The organism is Paraburkholderia sp. MM5477-R1, assembly GCF_050436385.1.
GTDB lineage: Bacteria > Pseudomonadota > Gammaproteobacteria > Burkholderiales > Burkholderiaceae > Paraburkholderia > Paraburkholderia tuberum.
The window spans coordinates 78,758-102,010 of sequence record NZ_JBNDMC010000004.1; the positions used below are offsets into that span (position 1 = coordinate 78,758).

Sequence of the window (23,253 nt, forward strand, 5' to 3'; positions counted from 1 at the left end):
TCACGGTCGCTGGCAACGAGCGCGTCCATGATCTCGCGCAGTTGTTCGTCAGGCCAACTCAGGTGTGGACGTGACACCCCTCCCCCTATTGGTCCTTTCTGATTCGGTTGGTACGGCACGCCGCATGGAGCGCGCGTTGCCGGTGCTCGCCAAGACGGACCCGCGCCGGCAGGCGGAGTCTTCCTCCTCTAGCGGTGCGTATCGAGTTCATCCGGATCCGTCAGGCGCCGACCGTTGATCACGAGCGCGGCCGTCGGCGCGAGATCGGGAAAGCGGGCAAGTTCGGGCTCGTCATCCAGACGCACCCAGAGATCTCCACCGGCTCGCTGGTTCGCGTCCACGATGCGCAGACACGAAGTGGCGCCGGAAGCCGGACCGAATTCGCGCATTGTCAGCCGCGCGTCGTAGTCGCCTGCCATGATCGGCAGGCGGGCATCGGGCAGTGGCCCGTCCGGCTCCGTCCATCCGGCATATTCATGCGAGCGCTTCAAGTGAATCCGGTAAGTCAGATATTCAGGCACCGTGAACCCGTCCGCATTGAGCAGTCTTTCATCGAGCTCGAGCACCGTGTCCAGTAGCGGGATGTGTGCGATACGCTCGATCGCGGGTCGCGTTCCGTATCGTGGCTGCAAACCCCGCATGTTAATTACGGGTTGACCTGGCACCCGGTATTGATAGACATTGATGTTCGCCATGCTCACTGTGCTTCCTTGTTTAACTTGCGATCTCTCAACGTCAAGGGATCGCGACTGGTGCGCGCCGGCTGATCAAGTCCCTTGAAGAACACAGCCACCAGGAAAACGTTCAGCGCGTCGGCTCACCGTCCGTCAGAACAGTGACGCCTGGCGCGGGTCCCGCAGCGGCGGGCGCGACACTTTCGCAGCCCTAGCCGCACGCGCGGACACGCGGCGCTTCGCGACGCGCCGCAGGTGCGCGATTATCCGCACGGTTGCGCCGTCGACCGACAGAGTCAAGCTGAAGTGGCCGGCTTCACCTGGGGCGCTTGCGCCGTGCGCCCGTAGCGACGGATGCAAGGCATGGCGTCGCGCGCGGGCGATGAGTTGCGCGCGGCTCATGCCGGGCCAGCAGTCCGCCACCAGTCGCTTGACGGCAGCAGGCAACGCTTCGGGGGCGAGATTTGTCGGCAATGACAAGGCGACCAGTTCAAACGTATCGGGCATTTTCTTTGCATAGGTTTTTTGGCGCGCTCGCCTCCGGCGTACCACGCGCCGGTCCTCGCCAACACTCAACTAGTCGTCACGCGGCCGAGATCCAGCGTGTAACTCGCGAGTAAGACCTCGACCTCTTTCACTTTCGTCCACCCAGGAATGCTTCCATCGAGGGTGACGATCACGTCTGCACCGGACCGGGATGCCCGCCTGCACGCAACGTCATATACTCGAAGCGCCATTGCAGCAGGACTCGCGCCCGACTAACCGGGAGATCGTCTTCCGAGATTGCGAGACATCTCTTCAGCACGATGTCGGTCTTGCTCGCCAGGCGCTGATCACACACTCGCTCGACAGCTTTCACAACTTCATCTGCGGCGTCGGCCGAGGCTTCAGGGTCATCACCGGGGGGATATACCAGCACGATACCTAGCTCGTAGGGACTGTCCTTTTCCCGATCTACAATCCGACCGCCGTCTACTTCAAAATAGACGACGGATATGAGTTCCCCGTGTGGCTCCAGAATCTTCGCAAGCTTTGCGTCAAGCTTGGTGGCGGCCATGCGGCCAACGAAAGGATCTGGAAACGCGCTGCGGTTGTATCGGGCTCCAAGCCAACTTCGCAGGACGGCTAGCCCCTGCCCATCAAGGTCGAATCCGCTGTCCGGTTCGAATTGTGCCAATTCCCGCTTGGGGATCAGTCGCTTGCTTGTCGCGATCAACTCGACCGTCACCACGCCGCCGTCGCGCATCATGGAAAGATGCAGTGTCCGCGGCGCCTTTCCCCACGAGAAATTTCCGTTCGGTGTCGCCACGAGTCGACCAACGATAACTTCCACGTCAGGTTCAGCATCGAGGTTGTCGTTTGCCAGGTCACAGTCGTGACTCACTACAACAACCAGATTGGCAGCTGCGTCAATCGCATTTCGGAGCTTGAATGTCGCTGCGGTTTCCGCCCGTAGCACGTGGCCTTGGCGCCAACGGGTATCACGTCCCCACGGCTTTGGCGGCTCTTCGTTCATACGCAATCAGACATTCTCGTTGAGCGAAGGCGTCCCCATATCGGAAACCTCCGGCTTTGCCTTCCGGCCACCGAGCAAATCGTCAAGCTTAGCGCGCGAATCAGCTCCCCGTTGCGTAATACGGATGAGCTTCTTCGCGGCGTCGCGTCCGGACGCCCCTTCGCTGAGAAGTTGAAGCAATGACTTGCCATGCTCGACCGTACGGTCGAGCGAGAGCGACGTAGGCCTGAAGCCAAGTTCTGTAAACGCCCTGGCAGCCTCGGCGAGTTGTCTCAGCTTGGCCTGATGCACGTCCTTCGGTGTTTCGCCATCGAGCCAGTTGTACAAAGTCTGCCGCGACACTCCAAACACCTCTGGCAGACGCGACATGGTGCGGCCAAAGCCAGCCTTCACGTCCAGCATCAATCTGGCGAACGGAGGCTGCTGTTGTGCTGTAGCGCACTCCACCACTGCAAACGGCTGGTAGCCCATGTGCAGCCGGTAGTAGCCCCCACCTTCCAAGCCTCCGGTACCGGCCGCGCCGATACGAGGAAGAGGCCGCAGCGTCGTCGGTGCGCGCCGATAAATGGCTGGGGCCGGCCGATAACCGATACCAGCGTCTCCGGCGTTCGTTCCTAGTAAAGCAAGAGTCTCGATCATTTTTCGTCCCAGACTTTAAGAGCGTGCTGGGTCACCGTTGCCTTGAAGGCGGATCCGATGACTTCGTGAATCGTCTGCAACTGTCTGCATACAAAATCTGAGGAGAAGATCTCTCGCCCCTCAACAGAGCCATCGGTGTCCAGCAACGCGTGATGGCCGGAAAAGGTCAGAAATCTCGGATTAATCTCCATTCTCTCCGGCAACAGATCCGGTGGGAACGAAAGGCCGCCGTTCTGGATGACCACTCGCGACAGGAGCCGGACATCGCCGACAATATTCAGTGTTTCTGAAAACGAATGCACGGGTGTGCCACCGAAACGCGCACTCAGCCCAAGGACCTCGGACGCTAGATATTGGTCCAGCGAATCATACGTCTTGGGTGCCACGTGATCCAGATATCGCAAACCAACCCGGTCGGTGAAGTCGAGCTGGACCACTTCGTGCACTCGCGCGAGCCCCTCAAGGAACATTCCCGAAAAGTCCTCGAACGTCCCGTAGTTGGTCGACTGAAGCGTAAGGAACTCCGGGCCGATTACAAAACTGTGGGCCTTGTCCGTAGTACCGAACAGGAAGCGTTCCTGTTGAACTGGAGTAGGCACGGCCTGGCCGTCCTGCATTGCGATCTGGACACCGATCGACTTGTGCGTGACAAAATCGGGGAAGCCCGCTCTTCGCATAGCCTCCTGAATAGACGGCAAATACTCCGCAAGCTTCAGGAGCGCATTGAAACGGACCTGCGCTACCGTGAAGTAGACAGGCGGATTTCTTAGCGGTGCTCCCATCTTCGGCTCCTCTCGATAATACCCACAGTTTACACTTCAGTTGACAAATATGGGTGGCGAATCTTAATCGAGATTTCCCTCGGACCACAAGAGGCGGCGCCAGCATCTAGGCGAGATCGATCGTGCCACTTTCCGGCAACACCTGCTGACCGAGACCGGGAACATCTGGAAGCTGCCGATTGAACCCGCACTGTGCAACCTTGCCCTTCGTTCCCCGAAGCGAAAGCTCACCGGTGGCCCCCCTCCTCTTGTGAACGGCGGTCGAAATCCGACATTAAACGGCGGCGTCAGTCAGGAATTCGGAATGTTTTCTAGTCTTCCGGGCTAATCCGAGATGACTGATACGGGTGGCGCTGAGGTTATGGGGCGCATCGAAAGGAGCCCGTAGGGCGAGTGCAGATGCACCCCGGCGGGAGCCGGTTCAGGAAGCGCTCGGTGCCGGCGAGCTGCGCCGCGGCCTGCGCCAGCGCCGCGGCCCCGGCGCCCGAACGCTCGAAGGCCTGATGCAGGTCGGCGAGCAGCCGGTTCACGTGTTCGCCGGCGAGGTCCCGGGCCGCCCGTGCTTCGCCCAGCTCGCGATTGAGCCGCCCGCTGTCTTCTTCCAGACGGCGGATGCGCGCGTGCGTGTCCTCAAGCGCCGCCTGGAGCAGCGCCTGCTGCAACCTCGCGTCTGCGCGATCTTCATCCTGGGCGACCGCGCCGGCGTGTTCGACCGTCCTCGCGCGTTGCGACGCATACAGCGGCGCGAGCGCCTCGCGCACCACCGGGGCCAGCGCCTGTCGCATCAGGTCGAGATCGACCGGCCGGTTATCCGCACTGCCCGGCTGTGAGATCGGCGCGAGCGCCTGCGCGCGCAGGATCGCCTGCTGAACCGTCGGGGCACTCGGATGGCGCTGGACGCCGACCTGCGGCGCGACATCGCGCAGCGGCCGGCTGTAGGTGGTCGCGCCAAACACGCGGCCGGTAATCGCCCGGACTTCCGCGACCAGTCCATCCAGAATGCGCGCGTTGTCGCGTGGGAAATCCCGGTCGAGTGCCGCGATGCCATTCATGATCGCGAGCAGCTGTGCATCGTTCCACTCGATCCGGGGTCGGCCCATTTTTCAGCTCCGCAGGTCCGTCAGAAAAGCGCGCCCTGCCGCGGATCGCGTGCGGGCGGCTTCGACGCCTTCGCCGGCCGCGCCGGGCGCCGGCGTTTCGGGATCCGGCGCAGATGGGCAACCAGACGCACCTCCCTCCCATCAACGGTCACGGTCAGGCTGAAGTGGCCGGTTTCGCCGGGCGCACTCACGCCCGGGTTGTCGCCTGCGGCGCGCAGTGACGGCTGAAGCGCATGCCGGCGGGCACGCGCGACGAGCTGCGCGCGGCTCATGCCGGGCCAGCAGTCCGCGACCAGCCGCTTCACCGCCGGCGGCAGCGACTCGGGCGCGCAGCCGGCCGGCAGGGCCAGCGCGACCAGTTCGAACGGGTCAGCCATCGGCGCCCTGCCCTGCTTTCATCGCGATGATCGCCCGGGCACGCCCTTGACGTGCGATGAAGCGAAAGTAGCAGCGTCTCGGAAGTAAAAGTCGCAACAGCCACTTTGGCAACCATTTGCCCTATACCGACAGCGGCGCTCGGCGGCGGCCTTGGGCGCGCCGGCGTAAAGGCAGAGAAAGCTGTCCCAGTCAGCCCGTCTCGGAACGTCGCCCAGCGCCCTCGATGAGTCGCCGCGGAGCTTCCCGTCACGGTGCGTCCGGCCCAGCAGCGTAGGAGCCACTGCTGGACCTGTCGGTTAGGCCGCGCTCGCTACCCGCTCACCGCAGCCAGCATCGATCCTTTACACCGCTTCGTCGCACAGTGGCAGGCATAGTCGGCGACCAGTTCAGGAGTGATCGCTTCATCGAGCGTGAGCCCATAGGCGATAAACAACTCGTCGCCCTGCATCACGTCACGGATCGTCTCGATAAACACACGCCCCCGCTCGTCCTCGATCGCCTCGCAATTCGGCCGGCAGGAGTGGTTTAGCCAGCGGGCGCTATTGCCGCCGACGCTGCCGTCAATCACGCGTCCGTCGGCCAGGCCGAAGAGAAACGTGTGACCGGGTGTTCCGGAACGCTTGTGCCTGGCAGCGGCCCGCCGCCAGGAGGTGACTTCACCGCGATATTCAAGGATCCGCTCGCCAGCGGCAATTGCCTGCAGCGCGAAAACGCCCCGCCCGTGAACTGAAGATTTTCTGACCGCCACACGCCGCACTTTCGGACCCCTGGTTCGTTGATGGCAGCGAGCATAGCGGGCGCTGGGTGGCACCGCAACAGCGCCGTTACCTTCAGAACAGACTGGTCTGACGGGGGTCCCGCGCCGGCGGCCGGGAAACGGCAGTACGGCCACGCCGACGACTGCGGCCACGACTATTCCGCACCCGCTGCAGGTGGGCCAGCATCAGGCAGCCCGCTGTCCCATCACTGAAACGCAGCTCGAACAGCCCGGTTTCGCCATGCGCGCACCGCCCTGTCGCGCGAAACGACAGGCGCAGACCCCGCGACTTCGCGCGTGCAATCATCTGCGTGCGGCTCATGCGCTGCCAGCAGTCGGCGATGAACGCCTTCACCGCCCCGGGCAGCGATTCATGCGCGATGCCCACGGGGAGCGTCAGCCCGGTGAGCAGATAGATATCAGCCATGCAGCGACTTTCCAGAATGCAGTGATCTGCTGTTTATACCGCTTTTTTGCGACGTGTTCCCGGTTTGGCCGCGACCGCAGCGCGGGACGGGCGGGTCGCACGCGGGGCGCTCCGGACCGTGGAAGGAACAGGAGCTCGATGCGCGTCCCGAGCCGCGATGAGCTCCGTCTGCAGGCGCGTGTTCTCCGCCTGAACCGCATCGAGCCGCCCCTGCAGTACGCCCGTCTGATGACGCGCGTCGCCCAGTTGCGATTGCAACGTGTCAACTGCCCGACGATGATCCGCATCCTTGTGGTCCGCGCGACGCGCGGCTTCGTCCAGTTCCTTCTGCAGCTTCCCCGCGTTACCCCGCTCGCGGTCGATCTCCAGCAGGGCGCGTTTCTCGGACGCCCTGAGCCGATCCTCGGCCCGTTCGGCCGCTTCGCGCTGCTTTTCCAGATCGCGCGAAAACGCTTCCCTGACCTCCGCGAGCTCGCGATCGCGCGCAGCCAGCGCCGCGCTGATACGCCCAAGTTCCGCTTCCAGCGCCTGCCGCTGCGCATGACCTTCGGCCTGCGCCTTTTCCAGCTCCCGTACCTCGACCTGCGCGGACAGCAGCGCGGCGGTGCGCTGCTCGAGTGCGCTCTCGGTGCGACCCAGCTCATCGCGGGCAGCAACGACCAACTGCTGCGCCGCGGCCCGCTGCGCCTCGAGTTCGTCACGCAATGCGTCCAGTGAGGCCGCAGCCGACGCGCTCGCGCGCGTCCAGAGGGTGGCGACCAGTTCGCCGGCGGCCGCGCCGAGATCGGCGGGCAGGTCAGGATGGTCAATGCGCACCCGGCTTTTTTCGCGCAGTTCGGCCCAGAACTCGCCGAGCACCTGGGTCGGCGTGCCCATGCTGCCCCGCTTCACCAGCTGGTAAAGCCGGTTCGCCGTCGGCGTAATGCCGTGGCGAAAGAACAGCAGCGCGCAGACCTCGCGGTACAGCTCGCGGGTTTTGGGGAATTCCGTCTTCAGGCGCTCGATGTCGGCGGCCAGCGCCGCATCAGGGGACAGGATGTCGCTCATGAGATCACAATCAAGGTAGTTTGATAAATATTACTACGTAAACCGGCATGGATTTAATCCAAGTTGCGGTATATTTTGACATTATCCCTATAATGTTGAGATTCATGTCGGCCATGGGACGCTCGTCGCGTGACACCCCGAATCCCGCCCGCTCCGGTCCCCACGCCCATGAAAACCGCCCTGATTGCGCCGCGCCCGCTCGATGCACTCGAATTGCCCGCCGATCTGGACGGCCGCGACGGCACCAACCGGGCGCACGGGCATTCACAGATCGCCGCCCGCGACGATCTCAACGCAGTGCGCGCGTGGCTCGCGCGCGTCGCCGACAGGAAAACGACTTTCGAGAATTACCGCAAGGAAGCCGAACGGCTGCTGCTGTGGGCGATCGTACAACTGGGCAAACCGCTACCGCATTACAGAAGTCCGCCCAGCGAGCCTACCGCTATCTAGTTCCGCAAGTCAGTCGAATCAAATCCGTTGCGTAACCGTCTCGCGGGTTACTCGGGTGCCGGGCTACGCCGCCTTCAGGACTCCAGTTCGGGTGTTGAGGTTGATTCAGGTGTTGCGTCACGCCATGCGCACCTCGGACCGTATGGCGAGCGACATGGCGAGCCGACTGATGTCCGAGATAACGCCGCTGAGTTCGCGAGCGACCGCGATCACCGCAATGTTCTTCTGCTTTCCTCGTCGAAGATCAGCTTCGTGAAGCCTTCGTCGCGGCCGTTCGCGATCGCACGACCCGACGCGACCCACGGGAACACGGCCTTGCCGTACTTGATGCCTTCGGCCGTGCACTGGGCTTCCGTCTTGCCGGCCCATGCCACTTCCCGATCGGTATAAGCCACCGACGGAATCTGCAGCCCATCGAAGTACGCCTTTTCGCCGTGTGCAACTTCGGCTGCGACGTGAGCTTCATGCACGGCTTTGTGCGCGAGCACTGGCTGACCGACGATATCGCCGATCACGAAGATGTGCGGCACGTTGGTGCGCATCTGCTTGTCCACGTCGATGAAACCGCAATCCGTCACCGCAACGCCGGCCTTGTCCGCGCCGATCTTCTTGCCGTTCGGCGAACGGCCGACTGCGACCAGTACGAGGTCATAGCGTTGCGCTTCGGCCGGAGCTTTCTCGCCTTCGGACGACACATAGATGCCGTCGTCCTTCCCTTCCGCCGCGGTGGTCTTCGTCTTCAGCATGACGTTAGCGAAACGCTTGCTATTGTACTTCTCCCATACCTTGACCAGATCGCGATCCGCGCCGGCCATCAGGCCGTCGAGTGCATTTCGACCACGTCGATCTCGGCGCCGAGCGCCGTATAGACGGTGGCCATTTCGAGGCCGATGATGCCGCCGATCACGAGCATCTGCTTCGGCTGTTGGCGCAGCTCGAGCGCCCCGGTCGAATCGACGATGCGCGGGTCTTCCGGCAGGAACGGCAGCTTCACCGACTGCGGCGGGCCGGCCGCGATGATCGCCTGCTCGAAGCGGACGACTTTCTTGCCGCCTTCGCCCTGCACTTCCATGTGATGTGGATCGACGAACGCACCGACGCCCGTCACGACTTCGACCTTGCGCGCCTTCGCCTGCCGGCGAGGCCCGGCTTCAGCTTCCTGACGACGCCGGACTTGAAGTCGCCCAGCTTGTAGAGATTGATCTCGAGCTTGCGAAACGAGATGCCGTGCGACGCGAGCGCTTCCGCTTCCTCGACGACGAGCGCCGTGTGCAGCGACGCCTTCGACAGAATACAAACAACGTTCAGGCACACGCAGCCCAACGCCGAATACCGTTCGCCGAGCGCTATCTTCATGCCGGGATCGGCGGCGCAGAATGCGGCCGAATAGGCTTCTCAGAAAGGGGAAATCCGATTAGTCTCGCGACATGCTCCACCTTTCCGGGACCTGAAACGTCTGCACCATACTGCCATGTCGTGAGCTCCGAGGCATGCCTGCACGCCCTCATGACGACTCTTCAAGTGCACTGAGCTCCGCGAGCGTTATCGGCTTTAGTGGGGGCCGCACGCGTTGGAAACCAACCTCAGCAACAGAGCGACATTGCGCAGACGCAAGCAAATTAGCAATGGTATAGCCGCATTGACGGCCCTGACACGGGCCCATGCCCGCGCGCGTGAACGCCTTTAGCTGGTTCGGCCCCGGCTGGCCGAGTTCCGCGGCCAGCCGCACATCGCCAGCCGTTACCTCTTCACAGCGACAGACAATGGTCTCATCGGGCGGCGTGAAAATCTCCGTACGCGGCCGATAGATCGAATCAAGCAGAGGCCGCATCGCCAGCTCATGTGCGAGCCGCCGACGCAGCGGCGCTGCAAGCTCGCTTGCGCGCCCGGCTGAGAGTGCGCCCGAGGAAAGCGCGACGCCGATAGCAGCAAGTTCACCACGTGTGCACGCAGCTTTTGCGCCGCCGATTCCAGCGCCGTCGCCTGCGACAAAGAGACCAGTCATGCTGGTTTCACCCCACGTATCGACTTCGGGCTCAAAGCAAAGTTGTGCTTCGTTCCATCGATGGCTGCATCCCATCGCCTGAGTGAAGTGGATAGACGGCACGACGCCTTCATGAACCAGAAGAATGTCGGCAGCCACATCGCCCGACAGCCCATTCTCGGTGCGATAGACAATCTGTTCAAGACGGCCGATACCGAAAGCGCGAAGGCTACTGACGTTTCGAACAATGGGGAATCCCTTCCCGCGCAGTCTTGCCGACCACAGTAGCCCTTTAAGGAGATCATGCCAGCCGTCAACTGCGCCACGTAGAGTCGGAATGCCCCGACGGAGGGCGCCGCGGGGAGTCGTGTCAAGCCAACCTGCAATCCTACCGCCGGCGTCGAGCAGCTGCGTCATGTAGAGCAGTGGCAATGGACCACTACCGGCTATCCAGACGGGTTGATCGGGTATCTGGTGAGCGTTTTTATGCAGAATCTGCGCGGCGCCGACTGTCATAACACCAGGAAGCGTCCAACCTGGGAAAGGCATGGGCCGTTCCTGTGCGCCCGTCGCTAGCAACACATGGCGAGCGCGAATACTTTCAGCGCCATCCGCGCGGCTCAAAAAGACAATCCACTCCCTGGAACCGGCCGGTTTTCCTAGGCCAGACGCTCGCTCGATCTGCCATACACGCGTCTCCGGCAGGTAGTGCGCACCGCATTCGCGAAAGTTTTGTACCACCGCCGCGCCTGCGCTGTACGCAGCGCCTAACCCTTGATGAACACCTCGCCGGACGTTTTCTTCGACGGCGCGCCATATCTGACCGCCCGGTGCAGGCTGTTCGTCCACGAGGATCGTGGTCATTCCAAGACGAGCAGAACGTATTGCGGCACTCATGCCGGCAGGTCCTGCACCTACAATCAGAATATCGAACCTTCGCATCACAAATGCACCTCGCCACCAGGAAGATCGCCACTACCGTCGTCTGGCTCAGCGACCGCCTCACTGAGATTGCGGCGACCGTGTTGGCGTTGGATGCGCATCCCGTCGCGCACGATCGTCAGACAGGTCTGCGTGGACGCTACACCATCGACGACAGCAAGGCATTCGAAGCACACACCCATCATGCAAAAAGGTCCGCGTGGACTGCCGCTTCGCGGCGTGGTGCGAGCGACGGGGTTGTCCTCGCGCACGAGGACTGCCGCCACGGATTCGCCACGCTCGGCGTTCACACGCCTGCCATCGATCGATACCGTGACCACGGCGTCCTCGGCGGGACTAGATAACTTGCGAAACATCAAAGCGCCTATGATGGAAGAACTCGAAGTTTTCTGGCAGTACGTTGCGCGCGAGAGCATCCGCAACTGGTCCAGCATGAACCGCCGCGAGGGTGATGCCGGAATGACAGAGCGCGATCCAAGCACCAGGATACGTTGAAGATTGTGCGTACACAGGATGCTCGTCCGGGGTGATGATGCGCAGACATGCCCAATGCCTAACAAGGCGAGCCATAGCAAGGTCCGGCAAAATCCGTAGGGCGCGCTTTGTCATCCTGGCAGCGGTGAAGGTAGTAGTACCGAGATCCATACCGACTTCCTCATGACTTACGCCTATCATTACTGTACCGTCGCGAGTCTGGCGAATGCCGCTAGCGGGGAGGCGCAGAATTGGGTCGAGCCGTTCAGTTACCAGCAACTGGCCACGCTGGGGACGCAACGGCACGTCGAGCGCCACCATTGCCCCCAGTGCTGTGGAACCAAGCCCGGCCGCGATGATCAACTGTCCCGTTTCGAAACAACGCGGACCTGTCGGGGTTTGCACATGAGCACGAAAACTACCGTCATGGCATGGCTCAATCTTCGACACCGTGTGATTGCCAGCTAGAGTGCCGCCGCGTAACACAACGGCTTGCTGCAGTGCCCGCAACAGCTTAAGCGGATTGCAATGGCCATCGCCAACGCCAATTCCAGCCCCCACCACTTCTCGCCCGAGCCGTGTCCCAGGCAGCAGCTTTTCTAATACAGAACGATCGATCATGCGCGAACACGGGTCGATTTTCGGGCTTTGCGCATTCCAACTCGCGAGGAATTCGGCTTCCTCTTCAAAATCCGCTTCGCTTAGGCAAAAGCGCAAGCAGCCATCGTTTTCATACTCGACATCAATGCCAGTTTCATCGTACAGCGCTGTTGCGAAAACGGACCAAAGTGCGACGCTCTCGCGTGACAGCTGCTGGTAGCGGGGCGCGCCATATCCCTTCCCGTATGCGCCGACAAGACCGAAATTCGCTTTCGACGCGCGCGGGTCGCAATCACCCCCGTCGAGCACAAGCGCACGCTTGCCTCGCCCCAGCATCCCATGCGCCAATGCGCAGCCGACAACACCGCCGCCAACTATGACGACGTCATGGTTTTCGCGTATCAAGCCCGCCTCTTTTTCCTGAATGATTTGGTTAACTCTATGATCGTCACAGCAAGGCGTCAAAGTCGAATTTGAAGTACGAGGTATTCCCGGTGGTTATGGTCAAACGCGCGCACCCCAATAGGCGACAGATCCCCACGAAAAGCCGCGAGCGATTTATCGAGCAACACCCGCTCATCGGATTCTCCAGCGAGGTGGTAGCCATCGCTGAGGGCACGGGCCGACTCTCAGGCAAACAAACCAGCGTCGACGACACGCTAAACCATGCGTGCCCATGGCGTACGAGAATAGAGTGCGACGACGGCTTCCATCATGACAACAACCTCGGCGGCACGGGCGCTCACAAAAGCCCGAAGCTCAGCAACGAGAGGCCACACTCCATGACTGGTCCCAATGCACAACTACATTGCCAAGGCGATACGGTCAATGGACTGTGTTACGCGGCCGTAGCTGACCGCGAATTGATACCGCCTATCGTCAACAAGCGCGTGACGTGCGCTGACCGGCAATTCGAACACAAAGGGGCCAACGTGCCGACGACGCGAAAATCCGACACGAGTTGAGCAATCCTCTATGCATTAAACCGGTGGAAAGCGCTCACGCTTTATTGCGACGACAGACAACTCAAATTCGACAACCTGCCGGTCGAACGTGCATTGCGCTGCGTTACAATCGGGCCCCGCGACTATCTGCTCAGTGGCGGTGATTCAGCGGCCAACGGCTATCTGCTGCGGCGTTCGGCCGCGGTCAAGAAATACGCCTCAGTCTGAGTTGCGCCATCTCGCAGAAAAAAGGGTAACTTGATCGAGCAGGGCTTTGGTTGGGGGGAGCATCGCGGGGGCATTCGCGAGGCGACGATGTGCACGTTGAAGAAGGTAGACAGGATGTTCGCGCTCAACGTAGCCCCCTTCGATCTCGTGTTCATGCGATCCCAAACACAGGTCAGCAGATAGTAGCGGCAAATGACAACTAGAGCCGCCCCGGAATCAGGCCCGTTCGCTTTAAACTGGAAGTTTCCGGCGAGGACAACAGACGATCCTGAGCGCTGAAAGGAAAGTCGAATGGGCATTGAACGTTGCAATTGTCCAATGCAAAAAAACCGCAGCGAGAGATCCGAAAACGGCGAAGGGCGGATCCGTTAAAACGACCCATCTCAGCGTTCTGCTAGGATTGCTTTGCGGCCGACTCGCCAAATATCTCCGCCCACGCCTCTTCTGCAATCTTTTTGGCGCATCGTTCATACTCCTGCACAAGCTCGATGTTTTTTGCCGACCTCGCATGACAGAAATGAAAATACTCAGGAATATCGGGCTTGAATCGCCTGATATCTAAACGACCTTGCATGTCGATGACAGATAGGGGGTGTACCAATGAAATCCCGAGTCCGGCCGAGACGAATTCACACAGAGTCGGCGTAGTCTCGCTTTCTAATACGACGTTGAGATCGACCCCGTAAGCGCGGATAGCGTCATTGAAAGCATTGGTCGTCCGGTTATCAGCCGCATATCCGATGAAAGGGATTCCCTCGACGTGCTCTGGGCTGACGAATTCGCGTCTGCTCAGGGGGTGCCCTTTCGGCATGATGCAAACTAACGGGCTCTCCATAATAGGAGTCACCACCGAATTTGGGCTGCTCATCAAGCTCGTTGTGAATCCAACATCCATCTGACGCGTGGCGACGCGATCCGACACAATGTTGGACGCTCGCATATGGATCGTCGGACGAACGTCTGGACACCGAGAGAGGAACATCATCGTCGCTCGCCTGATGAATGATCCAGATAATTCCGGAAGCACTCCGATAGCAAAGTGACTCATTTCCTTCCGCTGGATGATGGCGATCGCCTCTTCAATTTGTCTCAGGCCCGCAAACACTCGATCGACCTCACCATACAAGCGCATGCCTTGCGCCGTCGCAGTAAGTCGGCCTTTGACTCGTTCGAACAATTGAAGACCTGTCTCCTCCTCAAGGTGGACTAGCAGTTTGCTCACGGCAGGTTGGGTCACGTGAAGAACCTCGGCTGCTCGACTCACCGTGCCTTGCTCGATGAGAGCTTTAAATGCCTCTATCTGCCGTAGTTGAAGTTGTCTTTTCATATGCCGCCGCTTTTAAAATCTCATTCCTACTTTAGTAGGTCGCTGGCGAAACGGCGTACTGGCACTCGCCGTTGCGCCCACGTCGTCACTGTACACGACGTCGCAGCTTGGAAAACGCCAGTTTTCACCCATATACTCGAGGATTATGGGGCCGACCCTCTCCAACAAAGTCGAAGTTGCATCGGCCGCTTTGCAAGAGGTCTAGAGGGCTCGCGCTCATGGCATCGGGCGCGAAACATTCTCTGAAAGGACACGCCCAACGGTAGCATCGATTAAAGCCCGGATCCGTCCCTTTTGAAGCTGTGAAGAATGCTTGCTCTAACGGTCGCAGCGTTCCCCCGGAATCCTTGAGCGTCCTTGCTCGCAGTCACTTCCATATGCGACCCATCTTCAGCTCTTTAGATGCCGGGTAAAGCGCGACCGGGGATACAAGGTTTCGCAGCCGAAGGCACGGATATCCGACATCCGGTTCGGGCGGGCATCAGCGGCGCCTGGCGCGGAATTACCCTGCGCCTTCGCGCTGACCATCCGTACGCAGGCAAGCCTCAGCGACAGGGCCCACGGCTATGTTGGACAATGCAACTCCCTCGCTGTATGCAACGGTAACAGTAGCCACCGCTTGCGGACGATCCTCCACAAGCTGAGACTATTTATTCCTTTCCTCACATCGATGACCCGTGATTTTCCGAACTACGCGGGCTACACAACTACCGTTCTTAAACGAACTGGATCTCCGACAAGCTTTCCGTCAAACCACGCATGTCGCCTCGTCTGGCGTCCGAAATGGCCCTGCCCACAATGTTCTGCTGCTCGGGAGTGGCAACGAAACGAGTGGCCTGTCGAAACTTATCCTCAAGTTTGTCCCACGGAAGACCGTTATCCTTCGGGAAGGTTACAGGCGAAACAAAGCGCTGATCCCCGCATGTGACCGTGACACGGGCCGGCAGCATGCCGCTTTCCGCATAAATCTTGTCCAGTTCCGGACTTAGCGAAAGTTCCACCTTGTGTGAAAGCGCAGTGACAGAGGGATTGTTTAGGACATCGCCAGTCAGTGGCAACAGAGCCTCGTGACCGTAGTGCGCGACCAACGCGAGACAGTAGGGATGACTATACTGAACATCCATTATATCTCGGGGTTCTTTCCAGTTCGAAATACGTAAGGCCGGCCCGTATGTTTCGACCTCAATCCTGTCGATATTTCGACCCACTAACCGATGTTCTTTGATCAGCTCGATTAATGCATCAAGCGCGCCGTGTAGATGCCTGCAACAGCAATATGGCTTAAAGCCCGTCGTGCGAATGTACTGGTAGGAACCGAGGTCTAGATCGTTCGGAAAATTGTAGTAACGCGTTGCGTCCAAGATATTGCGGGCACCGTGAAATCCGTTCTGCGCTGATGCAAGCGACTCCAAGCCGGTCACGACAGCCCACGTGATGCCCTCCTTGACATGGTTTGGCTCGGGATGCGGTTTTCGGGGAGCGGGAGCGCTCGCCAACGACTGATTGGGTGCACTTTCCCCAGCAATCGCCAAAGCGTGTTCAATCACCTCGCGGGAGGACCGGCGAAGCGCCGCAGCCGTTGCGACGACCGCATAAGGAGCCCACGTACCACTACTCCCGTAGGCGCGCGCAGCGCTAATCGCTGTACCAACTTCATAACCGATGACAATCGCGTTTAATAGCTCTCCCAAGGTAGCTTTCGTCTCTTTGGCAACGGCAATGGCTGTTGGAATGACAGCAGCTCCAGGATGGCCACGAGATGCCGGCGTGTCATCGTCGAGGTCTAGCGCAGAACCAGCGGCACTGTTTGCCCAAGCAGCTCCAATGACGGAACTGGTCTCTCCCGTGAACCAAATAGGAATGTCGCCAGGAGGTCGCGTTTCGTGAGCCGTCTTTCGGATCGCAAGGGCCCCCGCCTGCCCAACTCCAGCGCCAACAGCACTGAGCAGATCCAGGATACATTTGAGCGCAAATTCCAGCGACTCTTCTGGAGCTCGGTTTTCCCGCGCCTCCACGATATAAGCGGAAAATTTTTGAACAATCCCGCCTTGGGGATAACGCTCGTCGTCGATTACATTACTCGTCATGGTGCCTCGATAACATCAATTGAACATTTCGAACTTGATAGTTGGCTGCAAGTGGCACGTTAATGCGCAACACCGCGATGTCCGCTCACGATCCTGTTTTGCTGTCGGCCGCCATAGTCAACGCAGCCGGAGACTCTTCAAACATCAAGCCGTCGGCAATGAGAAAAAAGCTGTGCACAAGGCCAATTACCCTCGTGGACCCGGATGGAGCTGCCCGTAACGGGACAATGTCGGTTCGTGCCGTCAGGCCACTTCTACGTCATCGAACTGTTGATGCGTTCATGGGCGACGGACACCGTGCCGAAATGCTTAATGCATGGTCGCTGCTGCAGAAGATCCGAACGTGCGGCGATCGCGTTTCTTCGGACTAATCCGCCTTTCGATCATCAATATAACTCTGCTGATAAGAAAGTTCATGCTGAGATATATGCAGCCGGCTATCAGAAAGACCTCTACGGGGCGGTAGCTGTTAGAGATGATCTGCTTAGCCACTCCTGTCACTTCGACTATGGTGATTGTCGACGCAAGTGACGTTGACTTGATCATAATCATAAGTTCGCTTCCATAAGCTGGGAGTGCTTGCCGCATTGCAATCGGGAAGACAATTCTGCGGAATAAAAGGACGCTCGACATGCCGATTGACCGCGCCGCTTCAATTTGTCCCCATGGTACTGACTGAACACCACCACGAATGATTTCGCTGGTGTAGGCCGCAGTGTTCAGCGACAGAGCTAAAATCGCACAAAACCACGCATCGCGAAATAGCGCCCACAGGCCGAGGTGTTCCAAGACAATTCTAAACTGCCCCGATCCATAATAAATCAGAAACATTTGCACCAGAAGCGGCGTGGACCGCACCACATATACGTAACCATAACCGAGAGAAGCCAAAAGTCTATTGTGCGAAAGCCGAGCCAATGCAACTGGGACCGCAAGCAGGAAACCAACAAAAAGCGACACGGAAGCCAATGCGACGGTCGCAGGAACCGCCGCAAGAAGCTTGGGCAACGACTCATATATCAGCTGAAAATCCATCACCGACTCCTTACGCCGCGGTTAGCCCACTTCTCTGCTCTCAGAAATCCTTGGTTAGAAATCGAAGAAAGCAAAAGGAAAATCACGAAGGCGACCAGATAAAACGTGAACGGTTCTTTGAAAGATCCAGCGCCGATGGCAGCTGTGCGCATGATTTCAACCAACCCAACAACGGAAATGAGCGAGGTATCCTTTAACGCCAGTTGCCAGACATTCCCCAGACCGGGCAAGGCAAATCTCGCCGCCTGTGGGATAAGAATCCGACGAAGTAGCACTGCCCGCTCCATTCCCATTGCCACTGCCGCTTCAATTTGTCCTGTTGGAATGGCTATGACCGCCGCCCGTATGACCTCTGTCGCATAGGCTCCGGCACTGATGCCGATGCAGAGCACACCGACTGCGAACACGGGCAGTTCTATATAACCTTCGAATCCGAAAACAGCGTTCGCGACATACCGGAGCAACGTACCCCCACCAAAGAACACCAGAAAAATTATCAGCAGCTCGGGAATTCCGCGTACGACCGTCGTATAGACGTCAGCTAGAAAACGCAGCAAGCTGAAGCGAGAGAGTTTTGCCGCGGCAAAAACCGAGCCGAGCAAAATGCCGACGAGAAATGAACACACCGCGACGGCAACGGTCATAAGGGTGCCACGCGCAAATTCATCAACCCACGCTGTGCTTCCCCATGCGAGCACTGAAATATCCACTTTCATTCCCCATCAAATTGAGTTCGGCTATGCATAAACGACCGTATTCACTTACCTATTCCTTCGGCGAATTGTCGAAGCCGAACCACTTGATGGCAAGTCTGCGCAGGCTGCCATCCGAAATGGCTTCCCCGATCGCCTTGTCGAACATCGCACGTAGTTGATCGTCATCTTTGCGAAATCCAGCGGCCACCCGGCTGCCGAACGGCCCGTTCGTCATACTAGGGCCAAATGTCCGCAGGTCCTTGCCGTCGGGCTTGTCCATCAACGGCTTGAGGAAATTGAAGGAAACCATTCCTGCATCAATTCTCCCCGCCGTCAAGTCGAGCATCATGTTATCCGTGGTGTCATATGTCGAAACTCTCACGGTCGGCATGAACTTCTTCATGAATGTCTCGAAGTTGCTGCCCACCTGTACCCCAACGGTTTTTCCCTTCAGAGCGGAGGTGATTTTTTTTATCGCCGACTCCTCATCAGCATCAAATTTGTCCAAATTCAGATTTGATGGCGATATTTTGAAAGCGGTTAGATCGCTCGCCGATGTGGTGACGAAAACCATCGGAGTGGTTACGTACGGCCTGGAAAATGAGATAACCTTTTCTCGGGCCGGTGTGATCCCTATTGCAGCCATAATTGAATCAAACCGACCGGACAAGAGAGAGGGAATTAGGCTGTCATAGGCCTGATCGACGATTTCGCACTGCAATCCCATCCGTCGGCACAAGTCGCTAGCTACATCGATCTCAAAGCCAACCATCTTGCCGCTCGTGTCCTTGAAGGCATACGGAGCATATGAAGCTTCGGTACCAATCGTGATTCTCTTGTACTCCTTGGCCATAACAGGGTCGCAGAGCATCAATGCAGCAGACAGCATTCCAATAAGCGCGCCGATTTTTAGGAACTTCATGAACATCTCCTGGACTATGTCCTATCTTCTTCGTTTTACGATTCTCTGGATTTCAATATCGCTGTCGAAGTCAGTTAAAGTACACGCGAGAGAAATTCACGACATCTCGGCGATGCTGGATTTTTGAAAACCTCTTCTGGTGTCCCTTCTTCCTCAATGCGGCCCCTTTCAAGAAAGATCATCTTGTTGGAGACATCGCGAGCAAAACCCATCTCATGAGTAACGACTATCATAGTGCGCCCCTCTTCCGCCAACTTCCTGATGACTTTCAGTACTTCTCCCACTAATTCGGGATCGAGTGCGGAGGTCGGCTCGTCGAAAAGGAGCGCAGCCGGTTGCATCGCGAGCGCACGCGCGATGCTTACTCGTTGCTGCTGCCCACCAGACAACTCGGATGGGTAACACGCGTGCTTGTCCGCAACGCCAACTTTCCCAAGGAAATCCATTGCCCTATCGCGCACTTCGTTCTTTGGCAGCTTCAGCACATGGACTGGCCCTTCCATCACATTTTGCAGCACGGTCATGTGGGACCACAAATTGAAGCCCTGGAAGACCATACCGAGTTGCGTGCGCATCTGGTCAATTTTCTTGTGATCCATCCCGACGACGCGACCGGTTGTGTCGGTTTCCACGCGGATCTCGCGCTGCCCCACCGCGATGCGGCCTTTGGTAGGAACCTCAAGGAGATTCATGCATCGCAAAAACGTACTTTTTCCCGACCCAGAACTACCAATTAACGAGATCACGTCGCCCCGCTCAGCCTGAAGCGAGACCCCTTTGAGCACTTCCTGAACGCCGTAACTTTTGTATATGCCGTCGGCCACCAGGGCCGGTGTTTTATGGCCCACCATGCCGATCGTGGTTCCGCCCGCCTCTGGGGTCATTGACACGGCGTAACTCGCAGATTGGTACGCCGATCGAAGTGCATTGACCACCTTCATCTCATCTCCTCATGACTGAACGTCTCAGGTTTGACATTTACGTCAACCTGAGAAGGATTATCGTTATAGATATTCATTAAACGTTGTACTGCCTTGCGCTATTGGGCCTGCAATGAACGCGATGGAAGCGCCAGGCACACTCGACGGACGAAAAAAGGCGACCGGCCGGTCGTTCGCTCGATTTATGCCCCCGTCTCAGCGCCCAGCGATTGCGGGTAAGCTTCAGAATACGTATGCCCAAATTGGGTGTCAAAGTCGAGTTGAGACACGATAGTATTCCTTCGGGTTATACTTCCCTCGCGTCACATCGGGCGCAGTTGCGGGTCGCACGAGCGCATGTTGAGGTTGCGCCCAGGACTTCGGTCGCGTGGCCTCTCTTGATTTGGCACAATTTGCACTCCATACGCAAGGCGAGCATTCTGATGCCGAGGAGACCGCCCCACGCCTCGGAAAATGGCCGTCTCCAGGCGCCAACACATGACAGAACCTTCCGTGATCGAACCCCTTTTACTCTTCGATCCAATTTAACGATCGCTTGAGGGTCGGAACCGTTCCAAGGTTTTCGTTTGCCTTCGGCCGATCGGCATGACGCCCGCAATTTGACTGCCAATGTCATAAGCGACCAGTGATCCCCCTCTTGACGGGCGAGGTTAGGCGCTGGCTTGCCTCGGCTGCCAGCGGTGCGGCAATAATGCGGCGATGCGCTGGCTCTCGTGGGCAAGCGCGTGAGGATGTCCTTGAGATTGCGTGTGGGTCTTGCCTATTGAGTTGCGCGGAGCGTAGTAAGCCACCGGCCGATACGCGCGTCTCCGCCAGCGTTAAAGCGCAAAAAGCTCGCACGGCTGTAGCCGAGGCGGCATACCCATTTGCCCCCGATATGCCCCTCTAACGTAAATACACCCGGTGAGTAGTCGAGCTTCTCCCTGATGTCCTCGCCGATTCGCACGCATTTCATCACCGAAACGATGATGCGGTTAGCCTCAATCCTTGAAGTTATCCCCCCCGGAAATCATATTATTAGAGCTTCTTAGGCATTCGGCACGCGCAATACTATTTTCGAACGAAGTACTCATACAGGCCTTTAACGGCTCCAGGTCAGCTTTTGAGCGCAGATCTTCAACCGCGGCGAGCAGTTGCTCTTGCTGCGCACCAGTGGCGTGAAACCGCGTCGCCGCAACGTACTTTGCCTTGAGTTCTTCCCAGGAGAGGGAGTCACCGGCTTCGCCGCGTGGCTCGGTAACCTCCGATACATACCGACGCCCCCCGCACACGATTGTGACGCGCGCGAGTGTTCTGGCAGGGAATTGTTTATCAAATTCGGCGTCGACCGTTAGCGAAACCTTGTTGGCGAGTGCGCTCACTCCCTCGTAAGTTAAGCAGTCTATCGTGAGGGGCAAAAGCGACTCTCGCCCCGCGAGGGCGGCGAGGGCCACGCAATAAGGGATGCTGTACTGAACATCGACAAGGGTAGCCGGGCAGGTCTGATTCGCGATGCGCAGCGCCCCGCCGTACGTCTCGATGTCGATCGCCTCAATCGCCTTCGCGTCGAGTTGATATTGCTCGATCAGCCTCAGAGTGGCTTCCAAGGGCGGGTGAACGTGCCGACAGCAGCAATAGAGCTTGTAGTAGGCGTTGCAGATATGCAGAGACTCCCCGAGGGGCGATACGTCGGCAAACCTATAGAGCAGACCGCTGTCAAGTATATTCCGGGGACCTGTGAACCCGCCTTCTGCAAGATCGAGCGCGAGCATCCCGGTCACTACGGACCATGGTATGCCCTCCTTGATGTCGCTGCTCTCCGGTGTTGGGAAGGAGAGCGGTGGCGCGCTCATGAACAACGAATTGGGCCCGCTTTCGCCTGCGATAGCCAACGCATGCTCGACTACACTGCACGAGGCACACCTCAAGGCCCCGGCTGTTGCGACAACTGCGTAGGATGACCACGTACCTGTCGTACCATATGTTGTACGGGCCGCAGCGATCGATACGCCGACTTCATAACCGATGACGATTGACGCAATCAAATCTTCCAGCCCGGCTCCCATTTCAGCCGCAACCGCAAAGGCCACCGGAATGACCGCCGCGCCCGGGTGCCCGCGCGCGCGTCGATGCCCGTCGTCGAGATCTAGCATCGACGCGGCCGCGCTATTCGCCCACGCAGCACCGACGGCCGAACTGCCCGTTCCCGTGAACCACATCGGTATATCGCCCGATCCCAGATATTTACATGCTGTCGCGCGAATCGCGACAACGCCTGGCTCGTTAGCCCCTGCCCCCACCGCGCATAAGAGGTCGAGGATGCGTTTTAGCGCAGATTCCCTGGCAACCCCGGACACTCGCTTACCGCGAGCTTCGACGACATAAGATGCAATACGATGAATCGTGCTTTGCTGCAGAGCAAGCTCGTCATCAGGCGAAGGATTGTTCATGACGTTCGAGAATTATGTGACCGACTAAACGTGCGTAACGCACAGATCTATGTTCAAAATGATTGCACCGCGTGCGACCGCCCAGGGATCCGATGGAAGCCCCTGGTCGTCGCCCCGGATACGACGGTCGGGTCGCAACGTCTCCAAGGGGACTCGAAGCTTTGTCAATAAGCATGCGAGTACTTGTCCTGAAAAATCGGAATGCCGCTTTGCGCAACTAACCCGAACCGACCACCTCTGGCAACTGCTAGGCCGATCTGCGACGCCCGACCGTCCTTAATAACAATTGTGCGCTGATGCTACAGCCGACCCTCCCGATGCTCCCTCGAGTGACGAGACATGTTAGGCGCGTCTCATCGAAAAATCAAAGTCCGCTTTTCAAACGTCAACATTCCAGAAGGTTATAGCGCTGCATTGCTTTCTCCCGAGCACTTAACGAAATGCAGGGTCTATCGGCGAGTACATCGTCTCAGCATAAACGCCAGAAAGAGACGGGATATGTCGATGCACAATGGGCGGATCTGGGCGCGAAAGGAAGAGAGCTGGACCATACGCAGAACATCGCACTACGGACGGGATCCGCTTTTGTCCGGGACCGAAGCCCCTATCCACGCGCACCGTACCGAATGATGCACTGAGCTCGACGTCCAGCGCAGGAGATCACGGAGCTGCAAACATTGCTGAAACGTTGAAGACAAATGGCTTGGAGCAAAGGTACGAGGTAAACTGCCTGAGCTGCTCGTTTTCCCTGAAGGCAACTCCGCACCCATAACCTCCCAGAATACATCCACGATCAAACCGGACTTTGACACGAGATTTTTGCCTCTCTATTCTGAACCCCATTAGCTTTTCTTCTCACTGGATAAGACGGAACG

21 protein-coding genes and 4 pseudogenes are annotated in these 23,253 nt (G+C 58.5%); 2 read left to right on the forward strand and 23 right to left on the reverse strand.

The features are described 5' to 3' along the window. Positions 1 to 188 precede the first annotated feature (188 nt). The 10 genes from OKW35_RS10720 to OKW35_RS10765 all read right to left on the reverse strand — a co-directional run bounded on the left by OKW35_RS10720 (position 189) and on the right by OKW35_RS10765 (position 7,320). Positions 189 to 695 (reverse strand): hypothetical protein, encoded by a 507-nt coding sequence (locus OKW35_RS10720; RefSeq protein WP_429551914.1) that lies wholly within the window; start codon positions 693 to 695, stop codon positions 189 to 191. Positions 696 to 827: 132 nt separating this feature from the next. After that, on the reverse strand, positions 828 to 1,181 hold the full coding sequence (locus tag OKW35_RS10725; protein ID WP_429551915.1) for a hypothetical protein: 354 nt from the start codon (positions 1,179 to 1,181) through the stop codon (positions 828 to 830). Positions 1,182 to 1,350: 169 nt separating this feature from the next. Then, on the reverse strand, positions 1,351 to 2,190 hold the full coding sequence (locus OKW35_RS10730; protein ID WP_429551916.1) for a hypothetical protein: 840 nt from the start codon (positions 2,188 to 2,190) through the stop codon (positions 1,351 to 1,353). 6 nt (positions 2,191 to 2,196) lie between these two features. Further along, positions 2,197 to 2,829, reverse strand: coding sequence for a hypothetical protein (locus tag OKW35_RS10735; protein WP_429551917.1), 633 nt, complete (start codon positions 2,827 to 2,829; stop codon positions 2,197 to 2,199). Continuing rightward, complete coding sequence (locus tag OKW35_RS10740) at positions 2,826 to 3,611, reverse strand: TIGR04255 family protein (protein WP_429551918.1); 786 nt, start codon at positions 3,609 to 3,611, stop codon at positions 2,826 to 2,828. The genes OKW35_RS10735 and OKW35_RS10740 overlap by 4 nt, the downstream gene beginning before the upstream one ends. A gap of 359 nt (positions 3,612 to 3,970) precedes the next feature. Beyond that, on the reverse strand, positions 3,971 to 4,711 hold the full coding sequence (locus tag OKW35_RS10745; protein ID WP_429551919.1) for a hypothetical protein: 741 nt from the start codon (positions 4,709 to 4,711) through the stop codon (positions 3,971 to 3,973). A gap of 20 nt (positions 4,712 to 4,731) precedes the next feature. Continuing rightward, a complete protein-coding gene (locus OKW35_RS10750) occupies positions 4,732 to 5,088 on the reverse strand; it encodes a hypothetical protein (protein ID WP_429551920.1) in 357 nt (118 codons plus the stop codon). 311 nt (positions 5,089 to 5,399) lie between these two features. Further along, entirely contained in the window at positions 5,400 to 5,846 is a 447-nt protein-coding gene (locus tag OKW35_RS10755) for an SET domain-containing protein (RefSeq protein WP_429551921.1), read from the reverse strand. A 73-nt stretch (positions 5,847 to 5,919) separates the two neighbouring features. Next, positions 5,920 to 6,273, reverse strand: a complete 354-nt coding sequence (locus OKW35_RS10760) for a hypothetical protein (protein ID WP_116120295.1) — start codon at positions 6,271 to 6,273, stop codon at positions 5,920 to 5,922. 33 nt (positions 6,274 to 6,306) lie between these two features. Continuing rightward, positions 6,307 to 7,320 (reverse strand): DNA-binding protein, encoded by a 1,014-nt coding sequence (locus OKW35_RS10765; protein WP_429551922.1) that lies wholly within the window; start codon positions 7,318 to 7,320, stop codon positions 6,307 to 6,309. Positions 7,321 to 7,488: 168 nt separating this feature from the next. On the opposite strand from OKW35_RS10765, the gene OKW35_RS10770 reads away from it, so the two are divergent. After that, positions 7,489 to 7,770 (forward strand): hypothetical protein, encoded by a 282-nt coding sequence (locus OKW35_RS10770; RefSeq protein ID WP_429551923.1) that lies wholly within the window; start codon positions 7,489 to 7,491, stop codon positions 7,768 to 7,770. A gap of 117 nt (positions 7,771 to 7,887) precedes the next feature. On the opposite strand, the pseudogene OKW35_RS10775 reads toward OKW35_RS10770, so the two are convergent. From OKW35_RS10775 to OKW35_RS10795, 5 genes and pseudogenes are all read right to left on the reverse strand, one after another. After that, positions 7,888 to 8,007 (reverse strand): annotated as a pseudogene (locus OKW35_RS10775) (IS110 family transposase); the annotation flags it as partial. Continuing rightward, positions 7,986 to 9,159 (reverse strand): annotated as a pseudogene (locus OKW35_RS10780) (dihydrolipoyl dehydrogenase family protein); the annotation flags it as partial. The pseudogenes OKW35_RS10780 and OKW35_RS10775, both read right to left, overlap by 22 nt. A 115-nt stretch (positions 9,160 to 9,274) precedes the next feature. Further along, positions 9,275 to 10,696 carry an FAD-dependent oxidoreductase gene (locus OKW35_RS10785; RefSeq protein ID WP_429551924.1) on the reverse strand — a complete coding sequence of 474 codons (1,422 nt, stop codon included), beginning with the start codon at positions 10,694 to 10,696 and terminating at the stop codon, positions 9,275 to 9,277. Continuing rightward, positions 10,696 to 11,130 (reverse strand): (2Fe-2S)-binding protein, encoded by a 435-nt coding sequence (locus tag OKW35_RS10790; RefSeq protein WP_429551925.1) that lies wholly within the window; start codon positions 11,128 to 11,130, stop codon positions 10,696 to 10,698. Before OKW35_RS10790 ends, OKW35_RS10785 begins: the two co-directional genes overlap by 1 nt. Beyond that, the gene (locus OKW35_RS10795) at positions 11,033 to 12,175 is read right to left on the reverse strand and encodes an NAD(P)/FAD-dependent oxidoreductase (protein WP_429551926.1); all 1,143 of its coding nucleotides are present in this window, start codon (positions 12,173 to 12,175) and stop codon (positions 11,033 to 11,035) included. Before OKW35_RS10795 ends, OKW35_RS10790 begins: the two co-directional genes overlap by 98 nt. Before the next feature lie 560 nt (positions 12,176 to 12,735). Here OKW35_RS10795 and OKW35_RS10800 point away from each other — a divergent pair. Then, positions 12,736 to 12,897: pseudogene (locus tag OKW35_RS10800) on the forward strand (IS66 family transposase); the annotation flags it as partial. A 439-nt stretch (positions 12,898 to 13,336) separates the two neighbouring features. Here OKW35_RS10800 and OKW35_RS10805 read toward each other — a convergent pair. The 8 genes and pseudogenes from OKW35_RS10805 to OKW35_RS10840 form a co-directional block, all read right to left on the reverse strand. Continuing rightward, complete coding sequence (locus tag OKW35_RS10805) at positions 13,337 to 14,269, reverse strand: LysR substrate-binding domain-containing protein (RefSeq protein WP_429551927.1); 933 nt, start codon at positions 14,267 to 14,269, stop codon at positions 13,337 to 13,339. Between the two features lie 716 nt (positions 14,270 to 14,985). Next, positions 14,986 to 16,356, reverse strand: a complete 1,371-nt coding sequence (locus tag OKW35_RS10810) for an MmgE/PrpD family protein (protein ID WP_429551928.1) — start codon at positions 16,354 to 16,356, stop codon at positions 14,986 to 14,988. Between the two features lie 309 nt (positions 16,357 to 16,665). After that, on the reverse strand, positions 16,666 to 17,391 hold the full coding sequence (locus OKW35_RS10815) for an ABC transporter permease (protein ID WP_429551929.1): 726 nt from the start codon (positions 17,389 to 17,391) through the stop codon (positions 16,666 to 16,668). Beyond that, positions 17,391 to 18,107: an ABC transporter permease gene (locus tag OKW35_RS10820; protein ID WP_429551930.1), complete on the reverse strand. Its 717-nt coding sequence runs from the start codon at positions 18,105 to 18,107 to the stop codon at positions 17,391 to 17,393. Before OKW35_RS10820 ends, OKW35_RS10815 begins: the two co-directional genes overlap by 1 nt. Before the next feature lie 49 nt (positions 18,108 to 18,156). Continuing rightward, positions 18,157 to 19,008, reverse strand: a complete 852-nt coding sequence (locus OKW35_RS10825; RefSeq protein WP_429551931.1) for a transporter substrate-binding domain-containing protein — start codon at positions 19,006 to 19,008, stop codon at positions 18,157 to 18,159. A gap of 74 nt (positions 19,009 to 19,082) precedes the next feature. Beyond that, the gene (locus tag OKW35_RS10830; RefSeq protein WP_429552137.1) at positions 19,083 to 19,856 is read right to left on the reverse strand and encodes an ABC transporter ATP-binding protein; all 774 of its coding nucleotides are present in this window, start codon (positions 19,854 to 19,856) and stop codon (positions 19,083 to 19,085) included. Positions 19,857 to 20,599: 743 nt separating this feature from the next. Further along, positions 20,600 to 20,735, reverse strand: a pseudogene (locus OKW35_RS10835) (transposase domain-containing protein); the annotation flags it as partial. 194 nt (positions 20,736 to 20,929) lie between these two features. Further along, complete coding sequence (locus OKW35_RS10840) at positions 20,930 to 22,378, reverse strand: MmgE/PrpD family protein (protein WP_429551932.1); 1,449 nt, start codon at positions 22,376 to 22,378, stop codon at positions 20,930 to 20,932. Positions 22,379 to 23,253: the final 875 nt, after the last annotated feature.